Origin of the sequence: Pseudomonas syringae (assembly GCF_023278085.1) — a bacterium.
Lineage (GTDB): Bacteria > Pseudomonadota > Gammaproteobacteria > Pseudomonadales > Pseudomonadaceae > Aquipseudomonas > Aquipseudomonas syringae_Q.
In genome coordinates this window covers 3,012,390-3,026,547 of sequence record NZ_CP066265.1, presented here as the reverse complement: position 1 = coordinate 3,026,547, position 14,158 = coordinate 3,012,390, and the positions used below count along the sequence as shown (strand labels likewise).

General features: G+C 60.8%; 9 protein-coding genes, 1 tRNA gene and 3 pseudogenes. 7 read left to right on the top strand and 6 right to left on the bottom strand.

Translation table 11 applies throughout. From position 1 onward, the window contains the following. Nucleotides 1–29: 29 nt before the first annotated feature. A complete protein-coding gene (locus I9H07_RS13420) occupies nt 30–704 on the top strand; it encodes a response regulator transcription factor (RefSeq protein WP_024645541.1) in 675 nt (224 codons plus the stop codon). A 7-nt stretch (nt 705–711) separates the two neighbouring features. Here I9H07_RS13420 and I9H07_RS13415 read toward each other — a convergent pair whose 3' ends face one another. Beyond that, complete coding sequence (locus tag I9H07_RS13415; protein WP_058823600.1) at nt 712–1,749, bottom strand: AraC family transcriptional regulator; 1,038 nt, start codon at nt 1,747–1,749, stop codon at nt 712–714. A gap of 8 nt (nt 1,750–1,757) precedes the next feature. Further along, nucleotides 1,758–2,672, bottom strand: a complete 915-nt coding sequence (locus tag I9H07_RS13410; protein WP_024673948.1) for a GGDEF domain-containing protein — start codon at nt 2,670–2,672, stop codon at nt 1,758–1,760. A gap of 612 nt (nt 2,673–3,284) precedes the next feature. Between I9H07_RS13410 and I9H07_RS13405 the strand changes: the two are divergent. From I9H07_RS13405 to I9H07_RS13385, 5 genes and pseudogenes are all read left to right on the top strand, one after another. Beyond that, a pseudogene (locus tag I9H07_RS13405) lies at nt 3,285–5,801 on the top strand (TonB-dependent receptor). Between the two features lie 37 nt (nt 5,802–5,838). Continuing rightward, complete coding sequence (locus tag I9H07_RS13400; RefSeq protein ID WP_236427122.1) at nt 5,839–7,767, top strand: phytase; 1,929 nt, start codon at nt 5,839–5,841, stop codon at nt 7,765–7,767. A gap of 55 nt (nt 7,768–7,822) precedes the next feature. Beyond that, nucleotides 7,823–8,533 (top strand): protein TolQ, encoded by a 711-nt coding sequence (tolQ, locus tag I9H07_RS13395; RefSeq protein ID WP_236423822.1) that lies wholly within the window; start codon nt 7,823–7,825, stop codon nt 8,531–8,533. 9 nt (nt 8,534–8,542) lie between these two features. After that, nucleotides 8,543–8,989, top strand: coding sequence for a protein TolR (tolR, locus tag I9H07_RS13390; RefSeq protein ID WP_236423820.1), 447 nt, complete (start codon nt 8,543–8,545; stop codon nt 8,987–8,989). Continuing rightward, a complete protein-coding gene (locus I9H07_RS13385) occupies nt 8,986–9,840 on the top strand; it encodes an energy transducer TonB (protein WP_236423819.1) in 855 nt (284 codons plus the stop codon). The genes tolR and I9H07_RS13385 overlap by 4 nt, the downstream gene beginning before the upstream one ends. 42 nt (nt 9,841–9,882) lie before the next feature. Here I9H07_RS13385 and I9H07_RS25060 read toward each other — a convergent pair. Beyond that, nucleotides 9,883–10,428 (bottom strand): annotated as a pseudogene (locus tag I9H07_RS25060) (methyl-accepting chemotaxis protein); the annotation flags it as partial. A gap of 315 nt (nt 10,429–10,743) precedes the next feature. Next, a pseudogene (locus I9H07_RS25055) lies at nt 10,744–11,613 on the bottom strand (cache domain-containing protein); the annotation flags it as partial. A 505-nt stretch (nt 11,614–12,118) separates the two neighbouring features. On the opposite strand from I9H07_RS25055, the gene I9H07_RS13375 reads away from it, so the two are divergent. Continuing rightward, nucleotides 12,119–12,194 (top strand) — tRNA-Asn (locus I9H07_RS13375). 151 nt (nt 12,195–12,345) lie between these two features. Here I9H07_RS13375 and I9H07_RS13370 read toward each other — a convergent pair. Continuing rightward, nucleotides 12,346–12,513, bottom strand: coding sequence for a hypothetical protein (locus tag I9H07_RS13370; protein ID WP_236423815.1), 168 nt, complete (start codon nt 12,511–12,513; stop codon nt 12,346–12,348). A gap of 86 nt (nt 12,514–12,599) precedes the next feature. Then, nucleotides 12,600–14,009: a GntR family transcriptional regulator MpaR gene (mapR, locus tag I9H07_RS13365; protein WP_236423814.1), complete on the bottom strand. Its 1,410-nt coding sequence runs from the start codon at nt 14,007–14,009 to the stop codon at nt 12,600–12,602. Nucleotides 14,010–14,158 lie beyond the last annotated feature (149 nt).

The following is a 14,158-nucleotide window of genomic DNA, read 5'->3' as shown; positions in this document are numbered from 1 at the left end:
GTCAGTTAGAAAAACAACAAGGCGCTGCAATGAACATTCTGGTGATTGAAGACCACCGCGATATCCACGACAACCTGCTGGAGTTTTTCGAACTCCGCGGGCATGCCGTGGAAGGCGCACTGGATGGCCTGAGCGGCCTGCATCTGGCAGCGTCGAAACGTTTCGACGCGATCATTCTCGACATCATGCTGCCAGGCATCGACGGCAACCAGATCTGCCGAAGCCTGCGTCAGTATTCGAAATCGGAAGTTGCGATTGTGATGCTCAGTGCGCGTGATGAACTGGATGATCGCCTCATCGGTTTCAAGGTGGGCGCGGATGACTACATCACCAAGCCCTTTGCAATGTCCGAGGTGCTGGCCCGGGTCGAGGCGGTGGTGAGCCGGCGTCAGCCCAGACACAACCGGGTCATGGTAGTTGCCGACCTGCAGTTTGACCTGGACACTCTTGAGATAACCCGCAACGGCAGGCCCTTGAAGCTCAACCCGACCAACATGAAGCTGCTTGAATTGTTGATGCGCAAAAGCCCGCATATCGTCAAGCGCAGCGAACTGGAAGAAGTGCTCTGGGGCCGCGATGCGCCAAACAGCAGTAGCCTGCGCAGCAACATTCATATGCTCAGACGCGCCCTGGACGGCGACCATGACACGCCGCTGTTGCACACCGCTCACGGGCTTGGCTACAAATTGTGCGTGCCGCGCTGACACGCGTTCAGTCGAAACGGAACAAGCGCTGGATCAGCGTCGGCGTGCTGCCGGTCCAGCGTTTGAACGAACGGCGGAAGTTGGCCGGATCGTTGAAATTCAGGTACTCGGCCACTGCTTCGTTGCTCATCCCTTTGATCTGATACAGGTACAGCGCAACATGTTTGCGCGCCAGGTCGTGCTGGGCCTGAAAGCTGGTGCCGTGTTTTTGCAGCTTGCGCTTGAGTGTGGCCGGGCTCATGGCGAAAGCCTGAGCGACCTGATCGAGACCCACAGCGTCACGCACATGATGGCGCAGATGATCATGCAACCGGTCCAGCAGGCTGGCCTGCATGCCCAGCGCAGCCAGTTGTTGCGCAGCTTCCTGCCGGGCAACCTGCGCGGCAATCGGCGATGCGCCGGGCCATGAACGGGTCAGGTAATGCCTGGGCAGACGCATCATGTTCAGCGGGCGGCCAAAAAGGGTGTTTTCGCCCAGATGGACCCAGTATTGCTCAACGTAGCGCGGCTCCTCGTGACAGACGCTGCACTCCCACGGCAGGCGTTCGCCGCCCAACTGCTGACTCATCGCAACCAGTGCGGTCATGCTGGCCTCCAGCAGGAAGCGTTGCTGTTCGCCCGCGCCGCAGTTGTCCAGCCAGTAGAGGTAGGCGAAATGCTCGTCCAGCTCCAGGCGCGGGGTGAGCAGCGGGCTGAGCAAGGCTTGCTGACAGATCAGCACCTCAAGCGCCTGGTGCAGACTCTGCGCATGGCGCAAGGCATGGCTGGCTGCGCCGTAGTGACCGGGAAACAACCGCTGACCGAACAGAAAGCTGGTGTCATCGGCTTCCATCTGGCGTTGTGCGTTACCGATCAAGGCAAAGAATTGGTGGGGGCTGAGTCGGGTCTTGCCCGCCACGATGTCTTCGTAGAACAGGCTGGTGCCTTTCAGCAGGCGATGGCTGTCGATGCCGCGTGACAGCGCCAGGTCAATCAGTGTGGCAGGCTGGTAATGGCCCGGAATGAAGCGGCTGTCGGCCTCGTACCAGTCACTCTTGATGGTCACGGCAAGCCTCAGGCAGTGCGCGTCAGCGGACGCCGGGCGCGGGCCAGCGACAGGTTGAGGCGTCGCAGCAGGTTGTCCGGCGTTTCGTTGAGCGCCATCACAACTGCAACGCTGGCCGACAGCAGAATGCGTTCACCTTGTTGCCGGGTCTTGTGCGCCAGGCTGGCGACCGCCTGTTGCAGTTCAAGGGCCAGCACCTTGGCCTGGCTTTCGCCGGTGTTGGGCAACAGCACCACAAAACGGTCGCCGGCCAGGCGGCAGAGCAGGTCCTGACGCCGCAGATTGAGCACCAGCAAATGGCTCAGCGCAGACAGCACCTCGTCACCTTCGGTGTGGCCGTAGGCGTGGTTGATGGCGCTGAAGTCATCGATGTCCAGCGCCAGCAGTGACAGCGGTTGCTGCTCGCAGACGCTTTGTTCCAGGCTCACCACCAACTGACGTTTCAGGTAGTCGGCACTGCCCAGCGGAGTGAGCTTGTCGTAAAGCCGGTGCTCACGAAAGCCACGCTCGCGTTTTTCCATCTGCGCGCTGATCGCCAGTTGCTCGCGGTGCCAGTGGTAGATACCGATCGTCAGCAGGATCAGCCCGACCGGCATCGGCCCGGACTCCAGCCAGTGGTCCCATTCGATCTCGGCAGGCAGGCGAATGAACTCGTCCAGCGCGTCGATCCACCACGAAAAGAACACGCAGCTCAGGCCCACCGACAGGTAATTGGTCACCCGACCGGCGGGACGGCTCTTGAACACCAGAAACAGCCAGACCAGCGACAGCAGGGCAGAGCCGCCTTCGCCGACGATATCCAGCCACTTCCATTCGCTGACGTATTTGATATCGCCAAACGCCAGAAACGCCAGCAGCCCCAGATTGGAGGCAATCAGCAGAACAGCGAGTTTCCAGCGATGGGGTTGGATGATCCTGAACATGGAAGGCGGCTCCTGATGTACTGATTGTCGGCCAGCAGAACAGATGCACATGACACTTGGGTGACGGGTAACACGAACGTCCGAAGGTCGAATCAGCTCACGTATGTTGCAGGCGATGATCGTTCCCACGCTCCGCGTGGTAACGCATTTGGTGACGCTCTGCGTCACCTTGCGGCCATCGCGCATGCTTCAATCCGGCCCGTGATACAAGCAGCACTAAAGCCTGAGACTCCTTTTTACTTGATACCGTGCCAGGCTGCAGATCTGTGACGCAGAGCGTCACCCAATGCATGCCAACGCGGAGCATTGGCACGATAGCCACACCGGGAGTCAGTCAGGCCTCCCGGCTCCAGCGTGATGATCGTTCCCAAGCTCCGCGTGGTAACGCATTTGGTGACGCGGAGCAGCCACACCGAGCGTCAGTCAGGTCTTCAGCTGCAGCGTCGCCTGAAAGTCAAATCAGCTCATTTACCTGCCCGATACCCCTCAAACCTCCCGTTTTCAGCCCCTCGGCCCGTGACCTGTCACAGAACCGTCATTGCACCGCTCTAGCTTGCGCCTCCAGTTGCCGGGCCATTTGCCTGGCTGGTCGGGATTCTGGGGAGGACTCGTATGTACAGGCGTCGCAGCAGGGCTCAACTGGTTGGTTTCACCCTCGGTTCGCTGGCGTTCGCCATTGCCAGCGAGCGCTTGCAGGCGGCCGACACCGACACTACCGAACATGTGCAAGTGGTCGGGCAGGCGGCGAGTATCGATAATGCGCTCAAAGAGCAGCGCAGTTCCGACAGCATCAAAAGCGTCGTGCATGCCGACGGCGTGGCGCAATTGCCGGACCAGAACGTCGCCGAAGCGGTACAGCGCCTGCCGGGTGTCAGCGTCGAGCGTGATCAGGGCGAAGGGCGCTTTGTCACCGTGCGTGGGCTGGCTCCCGACCTGAACAGCGTGACCATCAACGGCACGCTGGTGCCCGCCCCGGAAAGCGGCCGCCGCGCTGTGGCGCTCGACGTGCTGCCTGCCGAACTGGTGCAGTCGCTGTCGGTGATCAAGACCCTGACCCCGGACATGGACGCCAACTCGCTGGGTGGCACCATCGATGTCGAGAGCCTGTCGGCTTTCGATCACAAAGGCCTGTTCTACACCGGCAGCAGCGAAGCCAGCTACGACAAGAACACCCACCAGACCAGCCCCAAGTTTTCCGGCGCGGCGAGCAATCGTTTCAGCCTTGGCGACGGCATCGACAATTTCGGCGTGGCGGCTGCACTGAGCTGGCAGAAGCGTGACTTCGGCTCCGACAACGTCGAGACCGGCGGTGACTGGGACGGTTCGCGCCTGCAATCATTTGAACAGCGCGATTACGACATCAGTCGTGAGCGCGCCGGCGGCGGCCTGAACTTCGATTACAAGCCCGATGACGTCAGCAAGTATTACCTGCGCACCCTGTACAGCCGCTTCAAGGATGACTAAGTCCGCACCACCAACGGTTTCGAGTTTGCCGATGCGCAAAGCGCAGGCCAGACCGGCGATGCCGAGGGCACACGCAAGCTCAAGGCGCGCACCGAAACCCAGGAAATCCAGTCCTACGTATTCGGCGGCGAGCGTATGGTTGGCCTGTGGACCCTCAGCGGCCAGGCCGGTTACAGCACCTCCAGCGAAGACAGCCCAGGGCACATTGCCGGGGCCACGTTCGTCGGCAACGATGATTTCAGCGACGCCGGGTTTTACGACCGTGACAAGCCGCGGCCGATTATCGGCTCTTCGTTCTACGACAATTCGAACTTCACCCTCGACAAGGTTGACTGGGAAAAGCAGTACACCAAGGACACCGAGAAGAACCTGCGCCTCGACCTGGCTCGCGATTACGACGTCAAGGGCTATGCCTCGCAGTTCAAGTTTGGCGGCAAGGTCAGTCGCCGCGACAAGAGCAACGATCTGGAAGTCTGGAAATACGAGGATTTCGATGACCTGGGTTTCAGTGACCAACAACTGAACCTGACGCAGTTCCAGAAAGGCAATATCGACTATCGGCTGGGCAATTTCGGCAGCGGCATCAGCCCAAGCGCGATCAAGGGGCTGATAGGCGGACTGAACGCCGCCGATGCCTATGATCAGGCCGAGTCCAGCGCCAATGACTTCAAGATCAACGAAGACATCAACGCCGGCTACTTCATGAACACCATAGACGTCGACAAGTGGCGCTTCATCGCCGGTCTGCGTTACGAAGGCACGGAAATGGACGCCAAAGGCACGGGTGTGCGCGACGGCACGTTCGAGGCCAGCGATACCAGTCGCCGCTATCACCACTGGCTGCCGGGGCTGCACGCCCGTTACCAGATCGACAAAAGCACCCAATTGCGTGCTGCCTGGACCAAGACCGTGGTGCGCCCGACCTTCGGTCAACTGGCGCCGGGTTTTGTGATCGACGATGACGAAGCGTCCTTTGGCAACCCGAACCTCAAGCCGCTGGAGTCCAGCAACCTGGACCTGGGCATCGAGCATTTCATGGGCCGCGCCGGCACCGTGTCGGCGTTCGTGTTCTACAAGGACATTCAGAACTTCGTCTACAACACCGACCTGGCGGGCACCGGCCAATGGGCGAACTTCGCCGAAGCCAACACCTACGCCAACGGCGACAAGGCCAAGTTGTATGGCCTTGAACTGGCCTACTCGCAGAAGCTCGACTGGCTGCCGTCACCCTGGAATGGCTTGCTGTTGGGCGCCAACGCCACACTCAGCCGCTCGGACGCCAGCATCAACGGTTTTGATCAAAGTACCGGCACCAACCGCAAGCGCGATATCGACCTGCCCAGCCAGTCGAAGACGGTCGGCAACGTCATGCTCGGCTGGGAAAACGACAAGCTCAGCCTGCGCCTGTCAGCCAACTACAAGTCAGCCTATCTCTACGAACTGGCGGCCATCGGTGACAAGGATCACGACCAGTACGTGGACGCACAGACCTTTGTCGATTTCAGCGCGCGCTACTCGCTGACCAAAAACCTCAAGGTCAGCTTCGAGGCGCAGAACCTTACCGATCAGCCGTATTTCGTCTACAGCGGCCATCGCGCCTACAACGGCCAGTACGAGGAGTACGGCCCGACCTACAAAGTCGGCCTGACCTTCACTCACTTCTGATCGACCTGATGCGCCACTTCAAAGGATTACACCGTTCATGATGATTTCGTTATCACCCAGACCGGCTGGTCTGATGCTGTTGCTGAGTCTGGCGGCCGGCGTTGCACAGGCCTCGCCGCCGACCGACCTGAACCTGACACGCTGGGCCGAAAAGGCGCCGTTCAAGGCGCAGTCTGTGGCGTTTGTGCCAGGCAGTGACGGGGCTCGACGTCTTGCGGCAAGTATCAAAGGCGGGTTGTTGTTGCTGGACGATCAGGGTAAAGAACTGGCAAACATGCCGGGTTCCTTTCAAGGCCTCGACAGTCGCCTGACAGGCGCCAGTGTGCTGGTTGCGACGCTGGACAACAGCCGCCAGCAGGCAATGCTGACTCAGCTTGATCCGGCGACAACGCAGTGGACGAAGCCGCTGTACTTGCCCGCCCGCGATTATTCGGTGGCCGGCCTGTGCCTGTACCGCGATGACGCCAGCAACCTGTTTGTGTTTCTGGTCGGCGAAGAGGGCAAGGGCGAGCAGTGGCTGGTCGGCGCTGCTGACCGCTTGAATGACGTGCCGCGTCTGGTGCGCAATCTGCCGCTGCCGCCGAACGCCGAGTTCTGTCAGGTCGACGACGCGGCACACCGCCTGTTCGTCAATGAACAGAACATCGGCTGGTGGGCCTACCCGGCGCACCCAGAGGCCGACGTCGCTCGCCAGCCGGTGGCCCTGCGCGAGCCGTTTGGCGAGCTGAAACAGGCGGCAGGTGCAGTGGCTGTTGTGCCGGGCGGCCTGCTGGCACTGGACCCGAAAGGCAAGTCCTTGCACCTTTATCAGCAGCAGGGGCAGTCAGAGAGCTGGACGCCAGTGGCCGATCTGTCGCTGATGAACCTGAAAAAGCCCGAAGGCCTGTCTGCACGGGAAGACAAGACCGGTGTGCAACTGCTGGTCAACGACAACGACGGTGAGCGGCTGTACCAGGGCGAGTTGAGCTGGACGCCACAACCGGTGGCCATTGCTGCGCCGCTGCCCAGTGTCATGCCGCTCAGCCAGAGCCAGCCGGTCGGGCGGCAGGGCGATGCCGCCGATGATCCGGCGATCTGGGTCAACCCGCAGAATCCGGCCCTGAGCCGGGTGCTGGGCACCAACAAGAAACAGGGCCTGCTGACCTACGACCTCAGCGGCAAACAGTTACAGGAACTGCCGGTCGGGCGCTTGAACAACGTCGATGTGCGCCCCGGCTTCATGCTTGGCAAGCACAAGGTGGATCTGGCGGTGGCCAGCAACCGTGATCGCAACAGCCTGAGCCTGTTCAGCATCGACCGCAGCAGTGGCGTGGTCCGCGAAGCGGGCGAGATCCCTACGCCACTGGCAGAAATCTACGGTGTCTGCCTGTTCAAGCCGGCCAGCGGCGAGCTGTATGCCTTCGCCAACGGCAAGGACGGCAGCTTTCTGCAATACCGCCTCAGCGCAGCGGATGGCAAGGCGCACGGCGAGATGGTGCGGCGTTTCAAGGTCGAGACCCAGCCCGAAGGCTGTGTTGCCGACGACCAGCGTCAGCGCCTGTTTCTCGGTGAAGAGGACGTGGGCGTCTGGGAAGTCGATGCGCGCGCCGATCAGCCCGCGACGTTGTCCAGCGTGATCAAGGTCGGCGAGGCGGTGCATGCCGACGTCGAGGGCCTGGCGCTGTATCAGAGTGACAGCCACGACTATCTGGTGATCTCCAGTCAGGGCAACGACAGCTACGTGGTGGTCGATGCCGAGCCGCCCTACGCGCTGCGCGGCGCTTTTCGGGTCGGCCTGAACGCCGAGGCCGGAATTGACGGTACGTCTGAAACCGATGGCATCGAGGTGACTTCCATGAACCTGGGCGGGCCCTGGAGCAAGGGCATGCTGGTGGTGCAGGACGGGCGCAAGCGCATGCCCGAACAGGCACAGAACTTCAAGTTCGTGCCGTGGGCCGAGGTCGTGAAGACCCTGTCGCTGCCGTAAGTCGTTTGTCATCAAGCGATGCTAATCATTCGTTTCACTACAGAGGATTACCCCGATGCACGCCACCCTCGAACACATGACCGTCTGGGGCCTGATCAGCGATGCCAGCCTGCTGGTCAAGGCCGTGATGCTGATTCTGCTGCTCGCATCACTGGTCAGCTGGTTTCTGATCATCCAGCGCAGCCTGGCCCTGCGTCACTACGAGCGCTCGCTGGATGCCTTTCAGCAGCGTTTTCGCAGTGAACCCGAACTGGCTCCGCTGTATGCCGAGAGCCGGTCGGCTCCAGAGGGTACTGAAGGAATCAAGCCGGTCTTCAACGCCGGTTACGCCGAGTACGTGCAGCTCAAACAGCGTCCGGGTATCGAGCCTGATGCAGTGCTGTCAGGTGTCGAGCGCTCGCTGCAAGTCGCGATCAGCGAGCAGGAATTGCAGCTGGAAAAGGGCTTGCAGTTTCTCGCCACGGTCGGCTCGGTTAGCCCGTATATCGGCCTGTTCGGCACCGTCTGGGGGATCATGAACTCCTTCATCGGCCTGTCTCAGGTGCAGCAGGCCACGCTGTCGACGGTCGCGCCGGGCATTGCCGAAGCCCTGATCGCCACCGCCATCGGCCTGTTTGCCGCCATTCCGGCGGTTATTGCCTACAACTGCTTTGCGGCACGCGGCCAGACCCTGACCGCGCGCTATTACACCTTTGGCAACGAATTGCAGGTGCGCCTGAACCGCACCCTGCAAGGCCTGACACGCAACATGGCCGCTGCGGCCTGAGGACTTGCCATGCTGGTCAAACCGCAACGCAAACACGGCCCGAAAGCCGAAATGAACGTCGTGCCGTACATCGACGTGATGCTGGTGCTACTGGTGATTTTCATGGTGACCGCGCCGATGCTGACCCAGGGCGTGAAGCTCGACCTGCCGAAAGTCGCCAGCGAAGCCCTCGCCAGCGATACCCGGCAGCGCATCGTGACCCTGTCGGTCAAGGCGCAAGGCGGCTACTACTGGAACCTGGGCGACACCGTTGATACGCAGTTGCAGACCGATCAGGCTGCCAGCCTTGAAGACATGCAGGGGCGCATCGCGCAAATCGTGGCCGAGCGCCAGGACACGCAAGTGCTCATTCGTGCCGATGACAAGGCTGACTATGGCCGGGTAGTCGCTGCCATGGCCGCGCTGCAACGCAGTGGCGTGACGCAATTGGGGCTGGTGACCGAGGCACCGCAATGAACAGCATGGCCCTCAGCTATGAACCGTCTCGCGACGAATCGGTGAACTGGCCCTGGCTGCGCAACAATGGCCTGGCGGCGGCTGTCGCGCTGGCGTTGCACGGTGTGCTGATCGGTGGGTTGATGCTGGGCTGGAGCGTGCGTGAAAAACTGCCTGAGCCGCCCCGAACGTTGATCACCCAGTTAATGATTCTACCGTCCGCACCTACACCAACACCCGTGGCCGCAGCACCGGTGGCGGTGATCGAACCTGTTCAGGCCCCGACGCCGGTTCCCGTAGCCGCGCCGCCGGTAGCAAAACCCATCGAAACCCCGAAGCCACAGGTCGAACCGCAACGTCAACTGGAGCAGGCTGCTCTGGCGCGCAAGCGGGTGGATGAGCAGAAGCGTGAGCGCGAAGTCGAGCAGCGTCAACGTGCGCAACGGGTTCTTGAAGCGCAACAGCAGCAACGCGTGGCTGATCAGCAGCGCCTGCAGGTTCAGGCCGAGCAACAACGTCAGGCCGAACAGGCGCGCCAGTCCGCCGAACGTGCCCGCCCGTCGCAAGCTGCGCAGCAGGCACAATCGCAGGTGGCCGCCGACAGCAGTCAGTATCAGCCGCTGAGCAAAGAGGCGCCGGACTACCCGGAACGGGCTTTGGACAAAGGCATCGAGGGGGATTGCACGGTGGTGTACGACGTGTCGCCGCAAGGCAAGGTGGTCAACCCGCAAGTGCAGGGCAGTTGCCACCCGCTGTTCATGCGTCCGTCATTGGCGGCGGCGGAAACCTTTCGTTATCAGCCGAAGATTGTCGAGGGCAGGGCGGTGACGGTGTCCGGGGTGAAGAATACGTTTCATTACCGGATCAAGTAGCCAGCGAGCCTGACGCGTGCAGCGTCAGGCTCTATTCGGGCCTCAGCTGACCTTGAAGCGTCTGACCAATGCAATCAGGCGGGTATTGGACTCGGACAGCGCTGCGGTGCTTTTTTCGTTGCTGGAGCCGCCTTCGACCAGTTCTTCAACGATGTGACGCACCGCGATGATGTTGCGACTGATTTCCTCGGACACGGCACTCTGCTCTTCGGCCGCCGTGGCGATTTGCGTGCTCAGGTCGTTGATCTGCAACACCGAACGGGTCATCTCATCCAGCCCGACGGTAACGGCCGTGGTCTTGCTCGCAGTGGCCTGGCAGCTCTGACGGGTCTTCTCCATTGCCGCGACGGCCGCGCTGACGCCTTGCTGCAGGCTGCTGAGCATTTCATTGATTTCCGACGTGCTGGCCTGAGTGCGGGCGGCGAGGGCGCGCACCTCGTCGGCCACCACCGCAAAACCGCGCCCCTGTTCACCGGCGCGCGCAGCTTCGATGGCCGCGTTCAGTGCCAACAGGTTGGTTTGCCCGGCGATTTCGCCGATTACCGCCAGCACCGCGTTGATACGCTTGGCGTCCTGCTCCATCGATTGCACTTTGCTGGTCGCCGAGTCCACCTCGCTGATCAATGCGCTGACGCTGTCCGATGCCTCCGCAACCACGGTTTTCGACACCTGCGCATTTTCGTTGGCAGACTGAGTGAAGCTTGCAGTCTGCGCCGCGCTGCGCGCCACTTCGTCAGCCGTGGAAGACATCTCGGTAATTGCCGTGACCGCCTGATCGGTTTCATTGGCGTGACGTACCAGAACCGCGTTGGTCACGCCTGCCTGGCTGCGTAATTGCTCGATGCCGCTGGCGATGTCGCTGGTGGAGCTGCTGACGTCAAGCATCATGCGTTGCAGGTAGGCAATGAAACGGTTGACCGATTCACCCACCTGATCGACTTCGTCATGGCCTTTGACAGCAATGCGTCGGGTCAGGTCGGCATCACCGGCCGACAGTGTGTCGATGTTGATTTTGAGTATGCTCAGGCGTTTCATCAGCGTGCGCAGCGCGACGATCATCAGTATCAGCAGTACCAGAACCATCGGAATCTGCAGCCAGGCCAGGGTCTTGAGGACTGTTTCGCTCTGGCTTTTCAGCAACGCCGTGTTTTGCGCGACCGCCAGCAGCCAGGGCGTGCCTGCAACCGGCATCAGGAACAGCGTCGACTCTTCACCCTCACTGGTCTGGTAGGTCAGGCGTGAGGTGCCGGTGCCCTTCGCCGCCAGCGCCGTCTTGATACCGTTGATGAACGGCGACTGCGGGGCAAGTTCGGAGACGTTGCGCAACACGATCTTGTCGCTGCTGCCCGGCACGTTGGACAGGATCTTGCCGTCTGCCTCAATAATCATGATCCGGCCATTGACCTCGCGCTCCTTGGCTTCAACCAGCGTGTTGAAGAAGCCCAGCGTCACGTCGATGGTCGAAACGCCCCACGGCTGGCCGTCTTTGGTGATGGCCATGGCGCAGTTGGTACGCGGTTCCGGACTGGCGGCATCCTGATAGGCAGGTGCCCAGGCACACTGTCCAGCAGGGGCGTTCAAACCGCCTTTATGCCAGCCCTGTTCGAAGTAGTTGAGCGATTCAGGCGAGTTCCAGTGGGTGTTGACGATCAGCTTGCCCGAGGCATCGCGGTGGTAAAACGTACTGTGCTTGGCCCGACCAGGCGTTCGCACATTCGGCAAGGGCCAGATCCCGCCGCCGAACACCTTGGCCTCGCCGTACTGGTTAACCATGAAGGGCAGCAGCCGGTCGATGTCATCGCTGGACAACTGCGGCACGAGCTCGGTAATCACCCGCGCCTGCGCCTGTACGCGGGCCAGCTCGGTGTTGATTTCGTCACTGATGTCTGCCGCCTTGGCGGTCAGCATGTTCTCATCGTTGGCGGTCAGCCTGGGGGAGACGAACTGGCCGATGCCATAAATCGTCAGGATAATGACCAGGGCCATGAAACCCACGAAGGTCGCGGTGTAGCGTGCTTGTACGGTCTTGAGAGAGGCCATTTTTTTTATATACCTGATCCGTGGGAGAGGGGCTGCCTAGTTCAGGTGTCGGCCAGGACGAACGTTTCTTGACGTGGTGAAAACGCCAATGTCGGTACGAAATGGACATGCGCTTCTCGTTGCCCCTTTGAATGAACAGCGCGTTCAAAACCGGTTTTCTCAAATGGACCGTTCAGCGCGGAATCTTTTTCAGGGCCTTGCTTGACTTCCTTTTCCGAATCAGTAACATAGCGCCTATTCCGCGATAGCTCAGTTGGTAGAGCAAGTGACTGTTAATCACTGGGTCCCTGGTTCGAGTCCAGGTCGTGGAGCCAGACATTATTTCAGCGGTGCTATGTAAAGCCTCTGAAACCTGAAAACCCGCCTTTTGGCGGGTTTTTTCGTTGCAGCGGTAATCTCACTGATTCTCGCGCCAATGCTCCCGCCGGGGCGTGACGAACGAGCGCTTTGTTGAGTCCCTGACCCTCAATACGGCGAAATGGTCCCCAACAGCCCCACCGCAATCGCCAACAGCAAAAAACCGATCAATGAAAGTCCGAGCTTGCCCATGAACATCTCCTGCTGGTCTGCCATGTCGCAAGCCGCAGGTGCCAAGGATTGGCGGTCGGCATGCGCGTTTGAATGCGCTGCCATTATCTTGCTCAGGGAGTTTCTGGTACAGATTCAGAAATGGCTTAAAAATACGGATCAGTTACCGAGAGGCGGCTTGTCTGAAGACTTCAAAACGAGGCAATGATGCGCCCGAGCATCGCCATGGCCTGCTCACTGCGTTCATCCCACGGTGTGCCGTAATTCAGGCGTGCGCAGTTCTTGAAGCGCTGCGAGGCCGAGAAGATCGGGCCGGGCGCCAGGCTGATGCCTTGGGCCAGCGCGAGCTGGAACAGCTGCAGCGAATCCACTTGCTCGGGGAATTCGAACCACAGAAAGTAGCCACCGACCGGCCTGGTCACACGAGTCCCGATCGGGAAATAACGTGCGGCAGCGGCGAGCATCGCGCCTTGTTGCAGCTCCAGGGTGTCGCGCAGTTTGCGCAGGTGCCGGTCATAGCCGCCGTGCTTGAGGTAATCGGCAATGGCGGCCTGAGCCGGGACCGAGGGCGAGATCGTGGTCATGAGTTTCAGGCGATCGATCTGCCCGGTGTAGCGGCCGCCAGCCGCCCAGCCGACCCGATAACCGGGGGCCAGGGTCTTGGAAAACGAGCTGCAATGCATCACCAGTCCGCTGCGGTCCAGGCTTTTGATCGGCTGGGGCGCTTTGCCACCGTAGTAAAGCTCGGCGTAGACATCGTCCTCGATCAGCGGTATCTGCCGCTGTTCCAGCAGGTCGTAGAGCCTGACTTTTTTCTCCTGCGTCATGCTCGCGCCCAGCGGGTTCTGAAAGCTGCTCATGAACCAGCAGGCCTTGATCGGCAAGCGGGTCAGGCTGTCCTGTAACGAGTCCAGGTCCACGCCATCACGCGGGTGTACGGGAATTTCGACGGCCTTGAGCTTGAGTCGCTCCAGCACTTGCAGGCAGGCGTAGAACGCAGGCGCTTCGATGGCGACCAGGTCGCCGGGTTCAGTGACGCATTGGAGGCACAGGTTCAAGGCCTCCATTGCGCCATTGGTGATCACCAGTTCGTTGGCCGGCAGGCGCACGCCGCCGATCATGTAGCGCAAGGCAATTTGCCTGCGTAGCTCGGAGTTGCCGGAGGTCATGTCACTGACGATGCCGGTCGGCGTCATTGCCCGAACGGCGGAGCCCATCGATTTCGCCAGACGCGGCAGCGGGTACAGGTGCGGGCTGGGAAACGCCGAGCCAAACGGCACGGTTTCCGGGTCCTTGAGTGAACCGAGCACTGAAAAGATCAGATCACTGACCCCCAGTTCCGTGCCTTCGCTGCTGTGCCTGACCAGCTCCGGCTCGGTCAGCGCGTTGGAAACATACTCCCTAACGTAATAACCGGAGCGCGCACGAGCCTGAATCAGGCCCTTGTCTTCCAGCAGGTAATAGGCCTTGAAAACCGTCGCGGGGCTGACCGACCAGGTGCGGCTGGCGACCCTGACAGACGGGACCTTTGCTCCGGCAGGCAGCACGCCGCTCCGAATCATTTCCGAGATATCAGCGGCGAATTGTTCGTAGCGTTTCATGGGCGGCATCGTGTGAGCAGTGCGCGCATCATGAGCGAAATGAGGCGTGGCGAACAGAGTCAATGCCTGGGCAAAAAGACGTATCAGATGGCGCTTTGCGGCTTTCAGATGTGGAACCATTCGTCCAACAGCACAGCACGCAGGTTCGT